Source organism: Burkholderia sp. NLJ2, from assembly GCF_049487195.1.
Classification (GTDB): domain Bacteria; phylum Pseudomonadota; class Gammaproteobacteria; order Burkholderiales; family Burkholderiaceae; genus Burkholderia; species Burkholderia pyrrocinia.
Genome location: NZ_CP137808.1, coordinates 2,673,127 through 2,691,101, shown reverse-complemented (window position 1 = coordinate 2,691,101; position 17,975 = coordinate 2,673,127). Strand labels below are relative to the sequence as shown.

The 17,975-nt window shown below is 67.0% G+C and carries 18 protein-coding genes; 7 read left to right on the top strand and 11 right to left on the bottom strand.

The features are described from left to right. Positions 1 to 86: 86 nt before the first annotated feature. The 5 genes from R9B84_RS12380 to R9B84_RS12360 form a co-directional block, all read right to left on the bottom strand. Positions 87 to 968 carry a PhzF family phenazine biosynthesis protein gene (locus R9B84_RS12380; protein ID WP_423758163.1) on the bottom strand — a complete coding sequence of 294 codons (882 nt, stop codon included), beginning with the start codon at positions 966 to 968 and terminating at the stop codon, positions 87 to 89. A 13-nt stretch (positions 969 to 981) separates the two neighbouring features. Continuing rightward, the gene (locus tag R9B84_RS12375) at positions 982 to 1,440 is read right to left on the bottom strand and encodes a RidA family protein (RefSeq protein ID WP_006478174.1); all 459 of its coding nucleotides are present in this window, start codon (positions 1,438 to 1,440) and stop codon (positions 982 to 984) included. A gap of 42 nt (positions 1,441 to 1,482) precedes the next feature. Then, on the bottom strand, positions 1,483 to 2,664 hold the full coding sequence (locus R9B84_RS12370; RefSeq protein ID WP_423758162.1) for a PLP-dependent aminotransferase family protein: 1,182 nt from the start codon (positions 2,662 to 2,664) through the stop codon (positions 1,483 to 1,485). A gap of 152 nt (positions 2,665 to 2,816) precedes the next feature. Next, the gene (locus R9B84_RS12365; protein WP_423758161.1) at positions 2,817 to 3,725 is read right to left on the bottom strand and encodes a DMT family transporter; all 909 of its coding nucleotides are present in this window, start codon (positions 3,723 to 3,725) and stop codon (positions 2,817 to 2,819) included. A gap of 46 nt (positions 3,726 to 3,771) precedes the next feature. Beyond that, positions 3,772 to 4,464 carry a VOC family protein gene (locus tag R9B84_RS12360; protein WP_423758160.1) on the bottom strand — a complete coding sequence of 231 codons (693 nt, stop codon included), beginning with the start codon at positions 4,462 to 4,464 and terminating at the stop codon, positions 3,772 to 3,774. A 230-nt stretch (positions 4,465 to 4,694) separates the two neighbouring features. On the opposite strand from R9B84_RS12360, the gene R9B84_RS12355 reads away from it, so the two are divergent. The 4 genes from R9B84_RS12355 (at position 4,695) to R9B84_RS12340 (ending at position 9,291) form a co-directional block, all read left to right on the top strand. Next, positions 4,695 to 6,152, top strand: coding sequence for a PLP-dependent aminotransferase family protein (locus R9B84_RS12355; RefSeq protein WP_423758159.1), 1,458 nt, complete (start codon positions 4,695 to 4,697; stop codon positions 6,150 to 6,152). A gap of 156 nt (positions 6,153 to 6,308) precedes the next feature. Continuing rightward, positions 6,309 to 8,207 carry a molecular chaperone HtpG gene (gene htpG, locus R9B84_RS12350; RefSeq protein WP_423758158.1) on the top strand — a complete coding sequence of 633 codons (1,899 nt, stop codon included), beginning with the start codon at positions 6,309 to 6,311 and terminating at the stop codon, positions 8,205 to 8,207. Between the two features lie 8 nt (positions 8,208 to 8,215). Then, positions 8,216 to 8,815: a chorismate--pyruvate lyase family protein gene (locus tag R9B84_RS12345; RefSeq protein ID WP_423758157.1), complete on the top strand. Its 600-nt coding sequence runs from the start codon at positions 8,216 to 8,218 to the stop codon at positions 8,813 to 8,815. Next, the gene (locus R9B84_RS12340) at positions 8,815 to 9,291 is read left to right on the top strand and encodes a DNA-deoxyinosine glycosylase (protein WP_423758156.1); all 477 of its coding nucleotides are present in this window, start codon (positions 8,815 to 8,817) and stop codon (positions 9,289 to 9,291) included. Before R9B84_RS12345 ends, R9B84_RS12340 begins: the two co-directional genes overlap by 1 nt. Before the next feature lie 42 nt (positions 9,292 to 9,333). Here R9B84_RS12340 and R9B84_RS12335 read toward each other — a convergent pair whose 3' ends face one another. Continuing rightward, on the bottom strand, positions 9,334 to 9,585 hold the full coding sequence (locus R9B84_RS12335) for a hypothetical protein (protein ID WP_423758155.1): 252 nt from the start codon (positions 9,583 to 9,585) through the stop codon (positions 9,334 to 9,336). Positions 9,586 to 9,752: 167 nt separating this feature from the next. Between R9B84_RS12335 and R9B84_RS12330 the strand changes: the two genes are divergently transcribed. From R9B84_RS12330 to mctP, 3 genes are all read left to right on the top strand, one after another. After that, entirely contained in the window at positions 9,753 to 10,670 is a 918-nt protein-coding gene (locus R9B84_RS12330) for a spermidine synthase (protein WP_423758154.1), read from the top strand. 199 nt (positions 10,671 to 10,869) lie between these two features. Then, complete coding sequence (locus tag R9B84_RS12325; protein ID WP_423758153.1) at positions 10,870 to 11,112, top strand: DUF3311 domain-containing protein; 243 nt, start codon at positions 10,870 to 10,872, stop codon at positions 11,110 to 11,112. Continuing rightward, the gene (gene mctP / locus R9B84_RS12320; RefSeq protein WP_423758152.1) at positions 11,109 to 12,659 is read left to right on the top strand and encodes a monocarboxylate uptake permease MctP; all 1,551 of its coding nucleotides are present in this window, start codon (positions 11,109 to 11,111) and stop codon (positions 12,657 to 12,659) included. Before R9B84_RS12325 ends, mctP begins: the two co-directional genes overlap by 4 nt. Before the next feature lie 61 nt (positions 12,660 to 12,720). On the opposite strand, the gene R9B84_RS12315 is transcribed toward mctP, so the two are convergent. The 5 genes from R9B84_RS12315 to R9B84_RS12295 form a co-directional block, all read right to left on the bottom strand. Continuing rightward, positions 12,721 to 13,173, bottom strand: a complete 453-nt coding sequence (locus R9B84_RS12315; protein ID WP_423758151.1) for a VOC family protein — start codon at positions 13,171 to 13,173, stop codon at positions 12,721 to 12,723. Between the two features lie 241 nt (positions 13,174 to 13,414). Further along, a complete protein-coding gene (tal, locus tag R9B84_RS12310) occupies positions 13,415 to 14,368 on the bottom strand; it encodes a transaldolase (protein ID WP_423758150.1) in 954 nt (317 codons plus the stop codon). 180 nt (positions 14,369 to 14,548) lie between these two features. Then, complete coding sequence (locus R9B84_RS12305; protein WP_423758149.1) at positions 14,549 to 15,760, bottom strand: benzoate/H(+) symporter BenE family transporter; 1,212 nt, start codon at positions 15,758 to 15,760, stop codon at positions 14,549 to 14,551. A gap of 57 nt (positions 15,761 to 15,817) precedes the next feature. Beyond that, the gene (locus tag R9B84_RS12300; RefSeq protein ID WP_027786803.1) at positions 15,818 to 16,993 is read right to left on the bottom strand and encodes a vWA domain-containing protein; all 1,176 of its coding nucleotides are present in this window, start codon (positions 16,991 to 16,993) and stop codon (positions 15,818 to 15,820) included. Between the two features lie 24 nt (positions 16,994 to 17,017). Next, complete coding sequence (locus tag R9B84_RS12295; RefSeq protein WP_047901028.1) at positions 17,018 to 17,860, bottom strand: AAA family ATPase; 843 nt, start codon at positions 17,858 to 17,860, stop codon at positions 17,018 to 17,020. Positions 17,861 to 17,975: the final 115 nt, after the last annotated feature.

The following is a 17,975-nucleotide window of genomic DNA, read 5'->3' as shown; positions in this document are numbered from 1 at the left end:
GATATTACTGGCTGGCGCGTTTTTGCGATAGTTGGGCGAACCGTAGGGGCGCCGCACGGGCCGGCGCCATCGCACATCGCGAAATGTCAGACAGGGGACCGGAACGTGCCGTCGACGACCGTGACGGCGTGGCCGCCGATCCAGGTCGCGCCGTCTTCGTCGTAGCGGACGAAGATGCGGCCGTCGCGGCCGATCGCCGTGCCCTGGCGGGCCGTGTAGGACGTGCCGGGACGGCGTTCCTGCCGCGTCAGCAGCCCGGCCAGCGCGGCGTTTGCGCTGCCCGTGACGGGATCCTCGCCGACGCCGAAGTTGCCGCCCGTCATCAGGCAGCGGATTTCGAACGTCGCGGGGCCGCCTTCGGCGTGCGGCGCGTAGACCGCGAGACCGTCCGCGCCGTAGCGGTGCGTGAGCGCTTCCAGCGCGGCCGGATCGGGCGTCAGGCCGATGCACGCGTCGGCCGACTTCAGCCGCACGACCAGCCACGGCGCGCCGTTGTCGACCGCGCACGGCTCGGCATCCAGGTCGATCGCGTCGCTGCGCAACGCGGCAGCCAGCGCCGCGTAGTCCGAACGGTCGAGCGGCGTGACGCGCGCCGGCGGCGCGGCGAACGCCCAGCCGTCGGCCTGCTCGCGCAGCGCGACCCGGCCGACCCCGCACTGCTGGATCAGCCGGCCCGGCGTGCGCGGCTGCGCGCCGCTTTCCAGGAACGCATGCGCGGTGCCCAGCGTCGGGTGGCCGGCGAACGGCAGTTCGCCGCACGGCGTGAAGATCCGCACGCGGTAGTCGGCTTCCGGATCGGTCGGCGTGCAGACGAACGTCGTTTCCGACAGGTTGGTCCAGCGGGCGATCTCGAGCATGGCGTCGTCGCCGAGCGAATCGGCGTCGAACACCACGGCGAGCGGGTTGCCCTTGAACGGCACCGACGTGAACACGTCGACCTGCTTGAAGCGGACGAGACGATCGGGCATCGCGCTGCGCCTGTTACGCGACTTCGGCGATCAGCTCGATCTCGACGCACGCGCCGAGCGGGATCTGCGCGACGCCGAATGCCGAGCGCGCGTGCTTGCCTGCGTCGCCGAACACTTCCGCGATCAGTTCCGACGCGCCGTTCGTCACGACGTGCTGTTCGGTGAAGTCGAGCGTCGAGTTGACGAGGCTCATCAGCTTGACGATGCGCGTGACCTTGTTCAGGTCGCCCGTGTGCGCGTGCAGCGTCGCGAGCAGGTCGATCGCGATCGAGCGGGCGGCCGCCTTGCCGTCTTCCGTCTGAAGATCGGCGCCGAGCTTGCCGGCCCAGACCTTGCCGTCCTTCTTCGCGATATGGCCCGACAGGTAGACCGTGTTGCCGCTTTGCGCGCTCATCACGTAGGCGGCGGCCGGTGCGCCGGCGGTCGGGAGCTCGATGCCGAGCGACTTCAGTTTGTCGTAGACGTTAGCCATGTGTTCGATTCCTCGTAGAGAGTCGTGACTGGAAAAGGGGGATCAGAGGCGTTCGCGCAGCAGCTTGCCGAGGCGAGCCACGCCTTCCTCGATCTTCTCGGGCGGCACCGTGACGAACGACAGGCGCAGCGTATTCTGCTGCGCGTTGTCCGCGAAGAACGGCGCGCCCGGCACGAAGGCGACGTGGTTGTCGACGGCCGCGGCGAGCAGCTTCATGCTGTCGATCTGCGCGGGCAGGTTCACCCAGATGAACATCCCGCCTTCCGGGCGGTTCCACGTGACGCCTTCCGGCATGTGGCGTTCGAGCGCGCCGAGCATCGCGTCGCATTGCGCGCTGTACAGCTCGCGGATCGTCGGGATGTGCTCGTCGAGGAAGCCGTCCTTGATCACTTCGTGCGCGATGCGCTGCGTGAGCGTCGGCGTGTGCAGGTCGGTGGCCTGCTTGGCCTGCACGAGCTTGAAGTGGAGTTCCTCGGGGGCAATGATGTAGCCGATCCGCAGGCCCGGTGCGAGCACCTTCGAGAACGTGCCGAGGTGCACGACGTGGTCGGGCGCCATCGACAGCATCGTCGGCAGCGGCTCGCCGCGGTAGTTCAGCGCGCCGTACGGATCGTCTTCCAGCACCGGGAACGGGCTCGACTGCGCGAACGCGGCGAGCGCGCGGCGGCGCTCGACGGGCAGGCGGCGGCCGGTCGGGTTCTGGAAGTTCGGCTGCGCGTACAGGAGGCGCGCGCCTTGCGTGAGTTCGGGCGTGAGGCCTTCCGGCAGCAGGCCCTGCTCGTCGGTCGGCACCTGCACGTAACGCGGCTCGTACAGCGAGAACGACTGCAGCGCGCCGAGGTAGGTCGGCGTTTCGACGAGTATCGGGCTGCCCGGATCGATCAGCGCCTTGCCGAGCAGGTCGAGCGCCTGCTGCGAGCCGGTCGTGATCAGCACCTGCGACACGCGCACGCTGTAGCGCTCGGCGATCCACTCGCGCAGCGGCAGGTAGCCTTCGGTCGCGCTGTACTGGAGCGCGGCGGCCGGTGCGTCGCGCAGCACGCGGTCGGCGGCGGCGCGCATGCGCTCGGCCGGGAACGTCGCGGGGGCGGGCAGGCCGCCGGCGAACGAGATGACCTCGGGGCGTTCCGTGACCTTCAGGATCTCGCGGATCGCAGAGCTCGTCAGCTTGCGGGCGCGTTCGGAAAGCTGCCAGTGCGGCGGATGCAGGTCGCTCGGATTCATAGTCTCCTCGTTCGGATATCGTGGTCAGTCAAGAAAGGTCGTTCGGGCGGATCGCTTCGACGCTGCCGGGTGGGCATGCGCGAGCGCGGTCGAGCCTTCGCGGCCGGGTGGGCAAAACCGATCAGGCAAAACAGCCATTATGGCGCACCTGTTCAGCCGGCGCGAGCCGGTTGCGCGGTGGTGGCGACCGCCGAGCGGCGCCCGAGCACCACGGTGGCGATCACGGCGGCGGCGAACAGCCACGTCGACGACGTGACCGTTTCACCGAACAGCAGGGCGGAAAATGCAATCGTGAAGAAAATCTGCAGCAGTTGCACCTGGCCGACGCGCGCGATGCCGCCCATCGCGAGCCCCGCGTACCATGCAAAAAAACCGATGAATTGCGAAAAGAGGGTCACGTAGCCGAACGCGAGCCACGTGCGCAGCGCGAGCGGGCCCGGATGCGCGGCATGCTGCATCCACGCGAGCCAGCCGACCGGCAGCACGAGGAACGGCGCGGACACGACGAGCGCCCAGCAGATCACCTGCCAGCCGCCGATCTGGCGCGCGAGGCGCGCGCCTTCCGCATAACCGAGCGCGCCGATGCCGACCGCGACGAGCATCAGCGCGTCGCCGGCCTGCACGGTGCCGCCGCCGTCGCGCAGCGCGAACGCGATCACGAGCGCGCTGCCGGCCACCGCACTGGCCCAGAATGCCTTCGACGGCCGCTCGTGCGACAGCCATGCCGCGTACAGCGCGACGAACAGCGGCTGCAGCCCGTTGACGACCGCGCCGTGGGACGCCGGCACGGATTTCATCGCCCATGCGGAGAACACCGGATACGCGATGATCACGCCGGCCGACGTGATCGCGAGGCTTTTCAGTTGCGCGCGGGTCGGCAGCGGCTCGCGGCGCCACCACAGCAGCAGGCCGGCCGGCACGGCGGCGGCGAGCGCGCGGCCGAGGCCGTTGAGCAGCGGATTGAGTTCGGACACGACGATACGCGTCATCGGCAGCGTCAGGCTGAAGATCATCACGCCGATCAGGCCGAGCAGCATGCCCCGGGTTTCGCGCGAATTCATGTCGAAGGTGTCTCCGTATTGCAGGGTGGTTGTAATGGTGGGGTGTTCAGCGCAGCGTGCGCGTGCCCTGCGGCGTGTCGAATTCGGCGACCAGCGCGGGCGGGCCGTCGCCGGTTTCGAGATCGAGCAGATGTGCGGCGCCGAGCCAGTCGAGCTGCTCGCGGATCGCGTCCGCACGCGGGTGGGTGCCCTTGAGCGCCTTCAGCGCGACGCCGTCGTGCGGCAGCGATTCGGCCGGGTGCTGCGGGCTGTCCCACTGGATCAGCGACGGCACGAGGCCGTCGCCCGAACCCTGCCAGGCAGGGAACGCGCCGTCATCGGGCACCGTGAGGCCCCAGGTCAGGTCGCCGCGCCGCATCGCGACGACGGGCGGGATGCGGGCCGGATACTGGCTTTGCCACAGCGCGAGCTGGCGCGGGCGGTCGACGCGCGCGACCCAGTGCGCGAGAAACGGGCCCTGCGCGAGCCGGGCGTGCATCGCCGGATCGTCGAGCGCGAACAGGCGCGCGCGCGGCGGCGCTGCGCCATCGTCCGGGGCAGGAGCGTCGGGGTCGATCGCGATCACTTCGAGGTAGAGCCCGCCCCATGCGCCGAACAGCGCATTGTGGGTTCGCATCAGCGGGTGGCGGCCACCGCCGGCCGGTTCGATGCCGAGCGTGTCGGCGACATGGCGCACGCCATCGTCGAGCGTGCGTGCGGCGATCACGAGATGGTCGAGGGTCAGGGAGCGGGCTGGCATGAACGTCGGTCGGGAAGCGAAAGTGTCATGGTAGGCGGGCGATGCGCCGGGCGGTTGCCGGACCGGCCGGCGCACGGGCCGTGGATGGGGCCGGCCGGCGCGGCTCCCGGTGCGGCGGGGCCGGAACGGCGGCCGCACGGTCGCCATTGCGGTCAACTGTAATCGTCGATACCGGCACAGTAACGGTACAATCGGCGCGATAGCCTTCGGTACAGTTGGAGTTGCCGCCCATGTCCACCGTTCCACTCGCCCAGATTCCCGCGCCGCACGATACGGCCACGCTCACGCTCGTCGACCAGCTTGTCCAGTGGGCCCGGCGGCGCATCGACGAACGCGTGTTCCGTCCCGGCATGCGGATGCCGTCGATCCGCAAGCTCGCGCTCGACAAGAGCGTGTCGCGCTTTACCGTCGTCGAGGCGTACGAGCGCCTCGTCGCGCAGGGTTACCTCGACTCGCGGCGCGGCTCCGGCTTCTACGTGCGCGAACGCACGGCCGGCCCGCAGGCGGTCGACAACGTGGCGCGCGTGTCCGAAGCCGCGCCCGTGCACAACACGATCGACGTCGTCTGGCTGCTGCGCAACATGCTGCACACCGTCAGCCCGGAAAAGGGGCCCGGTCTCGGCTACCTGCCGGGCCGCTGGCTCGACGGCGAGCTGATTACCGGCGCGCTGCGCGCGCTCGGGCGCCAGTCGGGCGCGCAGATGCTCGGCTTCGGCACCGCGCAGGGTTTCCTGCCGCTGCGCCAGCAACTGCAGACGCGGCTCGCCGAAGTCGAGATCGGCGCGACGCCCGACCAGCTCGTGCTCGTATCGGGGATCACGCAGGCGATCGACCTGATTTCGCGGATCTACGTGCGGCCCGGCGACGCGGTGATCGTCGGCGATCCCGCGTGGTTCCAGATGTTCGGCCGCTTCGCGTCGCAGGGCGCGCAGCTCGTCGGGATGCCGTACACGCCGGACGGCCCCGATCTCGACGCGCTCGAGACGCTCGTGCAGATGTGGCGGCCGAAGATGCTCGTGATCAATTCGGTGCTGCAGAACCCGACCGGCACGTCGCTGTCGGCCGCGCAGGCGTTCCGGATCCTGAAGCTCGCGGAGGCGTACGACTTCCTCGTCGTCGAGGACGACGTGTACGGCGACCTGTGCCCGCCGAGCTATCCGGCCACGCGCCTCGCGAGCCTCGACCAGTTGAAGCGCGTGATCTACCTCGGCAGCTATTCGAAGACGCTCGCGGCGAACCTGCGGGTCGGTTATGTCGCGTGCGCGCCGGAGATCGCGAAGGCGGTCACCGACCAGAAGATGCTGGTCGGGATGACGACGCCCGAGCTCAACGAGCGCGTGCTTTACAAGATCCTGACCGAAGGGCATTACCGGCGCCATGTCGAGCGGCTGCGCGCGCGGCTCGACGGCGTGCGCGACAAGACCGCGCGGATGCTCGAGCGCACGGGGCTCGGGCTCTTCACGATGCCGGCGGCCGGGATGTTCCTGTGGGCCGACACGGGCGTCGATTCGGACGCGCTCGCGGCGGTCGCGCACGAGGCCGGTTTTCTGTTGACGCCGGGCAGCCTGTTCTCGCCGCAGCAATCGCCGTCGACGTGGATGCGCTTCAACGTCGCGAACTGCGGCGATCCGGCGCTGCCGGGGTTGCTGGCAGGCTATATCGACTCGGCCGTGCGGCGCGCGTCGTGACGCGGCACGCCGACCCTTGAAATCACGCGCGCCGTCCCCAGATACGCGCGCAAACCGCTCGCGCCGGGCGGTCGTCCTTCACGGGCTTGCCGGCATCGCGCGCCGGGCGCCTGCGCCACACCATTTCACCCGTTCAAGTAAGAGGAAACAACATCCATGGCACATGAAACGATGAGCTTTCAGGCAGAGGTCAAGCAACTCCTCCACCTGATGATCCATTCGCTTTACAGCAACAAGGAAATCTTCCTGCGCGAACTGGTGTCGAACGCGTCCGACGCGGCCGACAAGCTGCGTTTCGAGGGGCTCGCCGACAACGCGCTGTACGAGAACGATCCGAACCTGCGCATCCGCATCGGCTACGACAAGGCCGCGCGCACGATCACGATCGACGACAACGGCATCGGCATGAGCCGCGACGAGGCGATCGCGAACCTCGGCACGATCGCGCGTTCGGGCACCAAGGAATTCTTCACGAAGCTGTCCGGCGACCAGCAGAAGGATGCGGCGCTGATCGGCCAGTTCGGCGTCGGCTTCTACTCGGGCTTCATCGTCGCGGACAAGATCACCGTCGAGACGCGCCGCGCGGGCCTGCCGGCGAACGAAGCCGTGCGCTGGGAAAGCGCGGGCGAAGGCGATTTCACGATCGACGCGATCGAGCACGCGCAGCGCGGCACGACGATCACGCTGCACCTGCGCGAGGGCGAGGACGAGCTGCTGTCGTCGCATCGCCTGAAGTCGATCATCCAGAAGTACTCCGACCACATCGCGCTGCCGATCCTGATGCAGAAGGAAGAATGGGATCAGGAAAAGGGCGAGATGGTCCTGAAGGACGAGGACGAGACCGTCAACCAGGCGAGCGCGCTGTGGACGCGTTCGAAGAGCGACATCACCGACGAGCAGTACACGCAGTTCTACCAGCACGTCGCGCACGACCACCAGGATCCGCTCACGTGGACGCATAACCGCGTCGAGGGCCGCAGCGAATATACGCAACTGCTGTTCGTGCCGTCGCATGCGCCGTTCGACCTGTGGAACCGCGACTATCGCGGTGGCCTGAAGCTGTACGTGAAGCGCGTGTTCATCATGGACGACGCCGAGCAGCTGCTGCCGCAATACCTGCGCTTCGTGAAGGGTGTCGTCGATTCGGCCGACCTGCCGCTGAACGTGTCGCGCGAGATCCTGCAGGAAAGCCGCGACGTGAAGGCGATCCGCGAAGGCGTGACGAAGCGCGCGCTGTCGATGCTCGAAGAGCTCGCGAACGCGGAAGAGGATGCCGGCAAGGAGAAGTACAAGACGTTCTGGGGCGCATTCGGCCAGGTGCTGAAGGAAGGCCTCGGCGAAGATCACGCGAACCGCGAGCGCATCGCGAAACTGCTGCGCTTCGCGTCGACGCATGGCGATACCGACGCGCAGGACGTGTCGCTTGCCGACTACGTGTCGCGCATGAAGCCCGAGCAGAGCAAGATCTACTACGTGACGGCCGACGCATGGCAGGCCGCGAAGAACAGCCCGCACCTCGAAGTGTTCCGCAAGAAGGGTGTCGAGGTGCTGCTGCTGACCGACCGCGTCGACGAATGGATGCTGTCGTTCCTCAATGAGTTCGACGGCAAGCCGCTCGCGAGCGTCGCACGCGGCGACCTCGATCTCGGCGAGCTGAACGACGAAGAGAAGAAGGCGCAGGAACAAGCGGGCGAGGCAATCAAGCCTGTCGTCGAGAAGATGAAGGAAGCACTCGGCGACAAGGTGAAGGAAGTGCGCGTCACGTTCCGCCTGACCGATTCGCCGTCGTGTCTCGTCGCGGACGACAACGACATGAGCGGCTACCTGCAGCGGATGCTGAAGGCGGCCGGCCAGAACGCGCCGGCGATGCAGCCGATCCTCGAGATCAACCCCGAGCATGCGCTCGTGAAGCTGTTGAACGCCGACAGCGCCGATTTCGGCGACTGGTGCCATCTGCTGTTCGACCAGGCACTGCTGGCCGAAGGCGGCATGCTCGACGATCCGGCGAGCTTCGTGAAGCGGACCAACGCGCTGCTGCTGTCGCGCGCCGCGTGAACGTGCGCATGCGATTCGACGGCGGTCAGGCCGGCTGGCGCGAGACGCCGCGGCCTGGCTGCACGCTCGACCAGCGCGACTGGCTGACGCGCGGCGGATCGCTGACCGCGCATCTCGCGCGGCTCGGCCGCGTGAACGTGCGCGTGACGCGCGAGGCCGTCGACTGCGCGTGGTTCGACGAGCCAGACGCGCTTGCCGCGTTGCCGCGCGCGCCGATGTGGGTGCGCGAGGTGATCCTGTCGGTCGACGATACGCCGTACGTCGCCGCGCACAGCATCGTGCCGCTCGCCGCCAGCAAGGGCGTGTGGCAGGCAATGCGGCGGCTGCGCACGCGGCCGCTCGCGGAGCTGCTGTACAGCGATCCGCAGGTCGAGCGCTCGGCGCTCGTGAGCCGGCGCGTGATTGCCGGTCATCCGCTGTATGCGCTCGCGAGCCATGCGCTTGGCGCAGGCGCGCGCGCGCCGCATGCGTTCGCCGCGCGGCGCTCGGTGTTCCAGCGTCACGGCAAACCGTTGATGGTCACCGAGTGCATGCTGCCGGCGCTGTGGCGCCATCTCGACGCGCACGGCGATGGGCCGCGTTCGGGTGGCACGGGCGGAGACGCGTGATGCTGCAGGGTTTCGGGCCGGTGGTCGGGCCGAATACGCATACGATGATCCTCGGCAGCTTTCCGGGCGAGGCATCGCTCGATGCCGCGCAGTATTACGCGCATCCGCGCAACCAGTTCTGGCGGCTGCTCGGCACGGTGCTCGGCGAGCACGGGCTGCACGAGCTTGCGTACGATGCGCGGCTCGAGCGCGTGCTGACGCACGGGATCGGTATCTGGGACGTGCTGGCCGCATGCCATCGCGAGGGCAGTCTCGATTCGGCGATCCGCAATGCCAAGCCGAATGACTTTGATGCTTTGCGCGAGCACGCGCCGTTGCTGACGAAAGTCTGCTTCAACGGCAAGACGGCGGGGCGGTTTGCCGATGTAATCGGCGCGGCGGGTTATGAAACGCTCGTGCTGCCTTCATCGAGTCCAGCGAATGCGATGCTGTCGTTCGAGCAGAAACTGGTGCAGTGGCGGGGGATTCGCGGCTGACGCCGGTATGAGCGCCAGGAAGGGCGGGCTCGCTCCCGACGCTCAATCGTCCTTGCTCCATCTCCACCCGGGCTTCTCGCCCTTGATCCAGCATACGGCGATCAGCAAAGCGGACAGCACCACGATGCAGGCGCCGTACGCGAACGGTGACTTGTGCGGCGGCAGCAGCCAAGCGCTCGCAACGATCCCGATCACGAACAGCAGCACGAGCCAGCCCTGCCACGCGACCGGCAACCCCCATCCCCATCCGTAGCGCTTGGCCGGAAACCAGATCTTCTTGTCGTTCGAGGCCATGTGGTCCCTCGTCGTCTGACGGTTTTGCGATGCATTATCGATCACGCCGACCGTGGTGGCGCGCTGACCGATCAACGGAGCGTAACGGTAGACCTGTCTCCGACAGCCCCCCGCACCAATGCTATCCTCTCGTCCGCTCATCCAGCATCACCCAGCGAGATTCAATCATGACCCGACTGATCAAGCGCGCGTCCGCCGAGGCACGTGCGTTCAAGAATGGCAAGGCGTCCGCCTACAACGGCTCCGAAAAACTCCATCCGCCGCGCGTGAAGCGCCGCCCGGAAATCGACGAACACGACGACGTGCCGGTGCTCGAAGCGCCGCGCAAGCCGCGCTTCGCGCCGGTTACGTTCTCCGAAGAGGGCGGCGTGCGCTTCCTGCACTTCGGTACCGAATGGGTACAGGGCGCGATGCGGATCTCGAAGCCGCTGCATATCGAGCTCGAATACGCGCAGCAGATGATGGCGTGGCTGCTGTTCCTCGAAACGCCCGAGCGGATCGTCCAGCTCGGGCTCGGCACCGGCGCGCTGACCAAGTTCTCGCACCGCTTCCTGCCGCATGCGAAGGTCGAGGCCGTCGAACTGAACCCGGCCGTGATCGTCGCCGCGCGCACGATGTTCGCGATGCCGCCCGACGACGCGCGCCTCGCCGTGCACGAAGCCGACGCATGGGATTTCGTCAACGATCCGGCCAACCGCGGCACGACGGGCGCGATCCAGATCGACCTGTACGACGCGACCGCGCGCGGCCCCGTGCTCGACAGCGTCGCGTTCTACCGCGCGGTGCGCGGCTGCCTCGCCGACGCGGGCATCGCGACGATCAACCTGTTCGGCGATCATCCGAGCTTCGTGCGCAACATGAAGCACCTGAACGCGGCGTTCGATCACCGCGTGATCGCGCTGCCCGAAGTGCACGACGGCAACCGGATCGCGATCGCGTTCTCGGGCCCCGCGCTCGACGTGCCGTTCGCGCAGCTCGACGCACGTGCGAAGCTGATCGAGGACACGTTGAAGCTGCCCGCGCGCAAGTGGGTGAAAGCTTTGAAAGAAACGGCCGGCGCACGCGATTCCTCGTTCGCGATCTGACGCTTCATGCACCGGCGGCATGCCGGTGCAACTGCGCGACAAGGGGCGGATCACCTCGGGTTCGCCCCCGCTTGACCGTGTGCTCGCGGCTCCTATACTGGCGCGATGCCAGCGGAGCCGCAGCCTACCCGTTTTGCCGCTCCTCTCGCCGCCGTACCCGCTCAACAAGATCGATAACCGGGAAAGATGAGGAGACGTCATGGCTCACGATGCCGACGCCAACCGGGCCGCCAAGCGCTGGCTCTGGCTGCTGGTACTGCCGCTGATCGCGATGGTCTGGGTGCCGTCGTACAACAAGGTCGATCCGCAATGGTTCGGTTTTCCGTTTTTCTACTGGTACCAGTTGCTTTGGGTCTTCATTAGCGCGGTGATCACCGCGTTCGTGTATTTCAAGACCAAGAACGCGTGGAAGGCGAGCGGCACGCAAGGAGGTGCGCGATGAATCTTGGCGCAACCTTCGTCTTCGTCCTGCTCTTCATCGGCGTCACGATCATCGGCTTCCTGGCCGCGAACTGGCGGCGCGGCGATCTCGCTCATCTCGACGAATGGGGCCTCGGCGGACGCCGCTTCGGCACGATCGTCACGTGGTTCCTGCTCGGCGGCGACCTCTACACCGCATATACGTTCGTCGCGGTGCCCGCGCTCGTGTTCGGCGCCGGCGCGATGGGCTTCTTCGCGCTGCCGTACACGATCCTGATCTATCCGTTTGCATTCGTCGTGTTTCCGAAGCTGTGGAGCATTGCGAAGCGGCACGGCTACGTGACGGCCGCCGACTTCGTCAACGCGCGCTACGGCAGCCGGATGCTCGCACTCGCGATCGCGGTGACGGGCATTCTCGCGACAATGCCGTACATCGCGCTGCAGCTCGTCGGCATCGAGGTGGTGATCGGCGCGCTCGGTTTCGACACGACCGGCTTCGTCGGCGACCTGCCGCTGATCATCGCGTTCGCGATCCTCGCCGCGTACACCTACACGTCGGGGCTGCGCGCGCCCGCGATGATCGCGATCGTGAAGGACATCCTGATCTACATCACGATCGCTGCCGCGGTCATCGTGATTCCCGCGAAGCTCGGCGGCTTCGGGCACATCTTCGCGAGCGTGCCGCCCGCGAAGCTGCTGCTGAAGGCGCCGGACGCGGCGAGCCTGAACGGCTACAGCGCGTACGTGACGCTCGCGATCGGCTCGGCGCTCGCGCTGTTCCTGTATCCGCACTCGGTCACGGCGATCCTGTCGTCGTCGTCGGGCAACTCGATCCGCCGCAACATGGCGATGCTGCCCGCTTACTCGTTCGTGCTCGGCCTGCTCGCGCTGCTCGGCTACATGGCGCTCGCGGCGGGCGTGAAGGACATGCCGCAGTACGCGCCGTACTTCAAGGCGTTCGGCCCGAACTTCGCGGTGCCCGCACTGTTCCTCGAGTATTTCCCGTCGTGGTTCGTCGGCGTCGCGTTCGCGGCGATCGGCATCGGCGCGCTGGTGCCGGCGGCGATCATGTCGATCGCGGCCGCGAACCTCTATACGCGCAACATCCACCGCGAGTTCGTGAACCGCAACATGACGCACGACCAGGAGACGCACGTCGCGAAGCTCACTTCGCTGATCGTGAAGGTCGGCGCGGTCGCGTTCATCCTCGGGCTGCCGCTGACCTACGCGATCCAGCTGCAGCTGCTCGGCGGGATCTGGATCATCCAGACGCTGCCCGCGATCGTGCTCGGCCTGTACACGCGGCTGCTCGACCATCGCGGCCTGCTGGTCGGCTGGGCGGCCGGCATCGTGTGCGGCACGTGGATGGCGGTGTCGCTGAAGCTCGCGAGCTCGATCTTCACGATCCACCTGTTCGGCCTCGCGATTCCCGGCTACGCGGCCGTGTGGTCGCTGATCGTGAACCTCGTGGTGTCGGTGGCGGTGAGCGTGCTGGTGCGCGTGATGGGCATGGCGCATGCGGAAGATCGCACGCGGCCGGAGGACTATCTCGACGTCGTCGAGAGCTGAAACGGGCGACGCGCGGTAACGAAAACGCCCGCCACCGCGAGGTGGCGGGCGTTTTTTTGCGTCAGCCCTCCGCGCGTTTCGCGAGATCCTCGCGCTGCGACAGGTCCTCGACGTTGACCATCCAGTGCACGCCGAAACGGTCCTTCGCCATCCCGAAGCCGAGCGCCCAGAACGTCTTGCCGAACGGCATCGTCACTTCGCCGCCGTCGGCGAGCGCATTGAACAGCTTCTGGCCTTCCTCGACCGTCGCCGGGTTCAGCGACAGCGAATAGCCGGCGTGCGTGCCGCCCGGCTGGCTGCAGTCACCGTCCGAGCACATGATCATCGAGTCGCCGATCGTGAAGCTCGCATGCATCACCTTGTCGGCCATCTCGGGCGTGATCGCGTGTTCGGGATTCGGCGGCGCATCCTTGAAGTGCATCTTGAACATCGTCTTCGCACCCAGTGCCTTTTCGTAGAACTGAAGGGCTTCGTCGGCGCGGCCGTAGAACGTCAGGTACGGTTGAACTTGCATCGTTGTCTCCTGTGATGGACCGGTCCCGCGCGTCGGCGCGGGTTCGGCGTCGTGCAAGATTGACTGGGATGGGGTACGTCGAGAGGCGGCCGGCGCACCCGTGACGTGGATTGTAGTGCGCGCGCTTGACGATGGAATGAAAAATAAAAACGGCCGCGAACATCATGTTCGCGGCCGTTTACGGTGCGCGTGCTGACGGCTGTTGTCAGTGTTGCTGACAGCCGCTGACGCGCGGCACGCGTCAGCGCAGCGCGTCGATCAGCTTCTCGAGCTTCACCGCATCGGCGGCGAACACACGGATGCCTTCGGCGAGCTTTTCGGTCGCCATCGCTTCGTCGTTCAACTGGAAGCGGAACGATGCCTCGTCGATCGCAACCCGCTCGGACGGCTTGTCCTGCAGCGCTTCCGGCGACAGCTTGCGCGCAACCGTCTCGTTGCTGTCCTGCAGCTTCTGCAGCAAATCGGGACTGATCGTCAGCAGGTCGCAGCCGGCGAGTTCGGTGATCTGGCTGGTCGTGCGGAAGCTCGCACCCATTACTTCGGTGTTGTAGCCGAACGTCTTGTAGTACGTGTAGATGCGGCGCACCGACTGCACGCCCGGATCGTTCGCGCCGCCGTCCTTCGCTTCATCCCATTCCGCGCCGGCCTGCTTCTTGTACCAGTCGTAGATGCGGCCGACGAACGGCGAGATCAGTTGCGCGCCGGCTTCCGCGCATGCGGCGGCCTGCACGAGCGAGAAAAGCAGGGTCATGTTGCACTTGATCCCTTCCTTCTGCAGCACCTCGGCCGCGCGGATGCCTTCCCATGTCGACGCGAGCTTGATCAGGATGCGCTCGCGGCCGATGTCGGCTGCTTCGTACAGCTTGATGAGCTCGCGGCCCTTGTCGATCGAGCGCTGCGTGTCGAACGACAGGCGCGCGTCGACTTCGGTCGACACGCGGCCCGGGATCAGCTTCAGGATTTCGGTGCCGAACGCGATCAACAGGCGGTCGATGATGAAGTCGGTGCTTTCGTTGCGATGATCGCGGACGGTTTTCTCGAGGATCGGCTTGTACGCATCCTTCTGGACGGCCTTCAGGATCAGCGACGGGTTCGTGGTCGCGTCCTGCGGCTTGTATTGCGCAAGCTGCTGGAAGTCGCCCGTGTCGGCGACGACGGTCGTGTACTGCTTCAGCTGGTCGAGTGCGGTAGTCATGGCGATTCGGAAGAAGGGCGCGGGGCGCCGGGTTCTCACGGGCCGCGCGAGCGCGGCGGCGAAGCGAAGCGGCGCCGGGCGCCGCTGTCGATCCATCATTTTAGGCCCGATTCGTGTCGGGCACGTTTTGGGACGTCCCGGGGTGTGCACGGCAACCGCCGCAGCGGGCGGCGAGCCGCGTCAGGCCGGGCGTCGCGCGTTCAGGATCACCTGCGTGACGATCCCCGCGACGAGCCCCCAGAACGCCGAGCCGATCGACAGCAGCGTGAGGCCCGACGCGGTGACCATGAACGTGACGAGCGCGGCTTCGCGCTGCTTCACGTCCTGCATCGCGTTCGCGAGCCCGCTCATGATCGAGCCGAACAGCGCGAGCGCGGCGACCGACACGACGAGCGCCTTCGGCAGCGCCGCAAACAGCGCGGCGATCGTCGCGCCGAAGATCCCGGCGACCAGGTAGAACGTGCCGCACCACACGGCGGCCGTGTAACGCTTCGCATGATCCTCGTGCGCTTCGGGGCCGGTGCAGATCGCGGCCGTGATCGCCGCGAGGTTCACGCCGTGCGAGCCGAACGGCGCGAGCAGCAGCGATGCGAGGCCGGTCGTCGCGATCAGCGGCGACGACGGCGTCCGATAGCCGTCCGCGCGCAGCACCGCGATGCCCGGCACGTTCTGCGACGCCATCGCGACGACGAACAGCGGAATGCCGATGCTGACGATCGACGCGATCGAAAACGCGGGCATCGTGAACACGGGGTGCGCGAGCGCGATGTGGAAGCGGCTGAAGTCGAGCAGGCCGAGGCCGCCGGCCACCGCCGTGCCGACGATCAGCGTCGTCACGATCGCATAACGTGGCGCGAGCCGCTTGACGATCAGGTAGGTGAAGAACATCGCGAGCACGAGCGCGGTCTGGAACTGCGCGGCGCGGAAGATCTCGATGCCGATCTCGAACAGGATGCCCGCGAGCAGCGCGGCGGCGATACCGGCCGGAATCCGGCGCATCAGCGTGTCGAACAGGCCGCTCACGCCGACGGCCGTCAGCAGCAGCGCGCACACGACGAATGCGCCGATCGCCTCGGCGTAGGGCACGCCGGGCAGCGATGCGATCAAGAGCGCGGCGCCGGGCGTCGACCACGCGACCACGACGGGCGCGCGAAAGCGCAGCGACAGGCCGATCGTCGTCAGCGCCATGCCGATCGACAGCGCCCAGATCCACGACGAGATCTGCGCATCGGTGAGGTGGGCGGCGCGGCCGGCCTGGAACATCAGCACGAGCGAGCTCGTGTAGCCCGTCATCATCGCGACGAAGCCGGCGACGAGCGCCGAGACGGATGTGTCGGCGAAAAAGCGGCGGCCGCCGGCGCGGCCAGCGCTCGCGGTGGGCGTGGGGTTCATGCTATCTCCGGGGGGAGGCCGCTCGCACGCGGCCTTTGTGTCTGCTGGTGGGTTTCGTTACTTGCTGAGTGCGCGCATCGCGGTTTCGAGGCCCGCGAGCGTGAGCGGATACATGCGATGGCCGAGCAGGTCGCGGATGACCGCGACCGACTGCCGGTATTCCCATAGCCGCTCGGGCTCGGGGTTCAGCCATGCATGATGGGGGAACTGGTCGGCGAGGCGGCGCAGCCACACGGCGCCGGCTTCCGGGTTGTTGTATTCGACCGAGCCGCCGGGCTGCAGCACTTCGTACGGGCTCATCGTCGCGTCGCCGACGAAGATCAGCTTGTAGTCGGGCGTGAACTTGTGCAGCACGTCCCACGTCGCGGTGCGCTCCGAGTGGCGGCGGCGGTTGTTCTTCCACAGGTGGTCGTACACGCAGTTGTGGAAGTAGAAGAATTCCAGGTGCTTGAATTCGGCCTTCGCGGCCGAGAACAGCTCTTCGGTGCGCTTGATGTGGTCGTCCATCGAGCCGCCGACGTCGAGCAGCATCAGTACCTTCACGTTGTTGTGGCGCTCGGGCACCATCCGCAGGTCGAGCCAGCCGGCGTTCGCGGCCGTGCTGCGGATCGTGCCGGGCAGGTCGAGTTCCTCGGCCGCGCCTTCGCGCGCGAAGCGGCGCAGCCGCCGCAGCGCGACCTTGATGTTGCGCGTGCCGATCTCGACGGAATCGTCGTAGTCGCGGTACGCGCGCGCTTCCCACACTTTCACCGCGGTGCGGTTGCCGTTCGACGGGCCGCCGATGCGCACGCCTTCCGGGTTGTAGCCGCCGTGCCCGAACGGCGACGTGCCGCCGGTGCCGATCCACTTGTTGCCGCCTTCGTGGCGTTCCTTCTGCTCGTCGAGCAGTGCCTTCAGACGCTCCATCAGCTTGTCGAGGCCGCCCATCGCTTCGATCTGCGCCTTTTCCTCCGGCGACAGCTCGCGCTCGAGACGCTTCTCGAGCCAGTCGAGCGGGATGTCGAACGCATCGGAAGGCAGCGCGGACACGCCGTGGAAATACGCGCCGAATGCCTGGTCGAACTTGTCGAAGTACTGCTCGTCCTTGACGAGCGTCATCCGCGCGAGGAAGTAGAACGCGTCGATCGACGGCGAGATCAGCCCGGCCTTCAGCGCTTCGAGCAGCGTCAGGTATTCCTTCACCGAGACGGGCAGCTTGGCTGCGCGCAGCGCGTAGAAGAAATTGAGCAGCATGGCCGGGCCTTCGCGGATGGGGGATTACCGGTTGTGCCGGTTCATGTAGACGAGCCGTTCGAGCAGGCTCAGGTCCTGCTCGTTCTTCAGCAGCGCGCCCGCGAGCGGCGGCACGATCTGCTTCGCATCCACGCCGCGCAGCGCGTCGGCCGGAATGTTCTCGGCGAGCAGCAGCTTCAGCCAGTCGAGCAGCTCGGACGTCGACGGTTTCTTCTTCAGGCCCGACACGCCGCGCAATTCGAAGAAACTCTCGAGCGCCGCGCGCAGCAGCGCCTCGCGGATGTCCGGGAAGTGGACCGCGACGATCTTCTGCATCGTCGACGGGTCGGGAAACTGGATGTAGTGGAAGAAGCAGCGGCGCAGGAACGCGTCGGGCAGCTCCTTCTCGTTGTTCGACGTGATGATGACGAGCGGGCGGTGCTTCGCGCGTACCGTCTCGCGCGTCTCGTACACGTGGAATTCCATCCGGTCGAGCTCGCGCAGCAGGTCGTTCGGGAATTCGATGTCGGCCTTGTCGATCTCGTCGATCAGCAGCACGCTCGGGTGCTCGGCGTCGAACGCCTGCCACAGCACGCCCTTGACGATGTAGTTCGAGATGTCCTTCACGCGCTCGTCGCCGAGCTGCGAGTCGCGCAGCCGCGACACGGCGTCGTATTCGTACAGGCCCTGCTGCGCTTTCGTCGTCGACTTGATGTGCCACTGCAACAGCGGCATGTCGAGCGCGGCCGCCACTTCCTCGGCGAGCATGGTCTTGCCGGTGCCGGGCTCGCCCTTGATCAGCAGCGGGCGTTGCAGCGTCAGCGCGGCATTGACCGCGAGCTTCAGATCGTCGGTGGCGACGTAGTGCGAGGACCCTTCGAAACGCATGGCGGCGCTCTTCTTCATCGGGAAAAAAACCCAGTATAAGTCAGAAGGGCTGTGCGGTTGGGCCGCGCCCGCGTATCGTAGCGGGGCTGTGGCGGGGCGGACCGGGGCGCTTGGT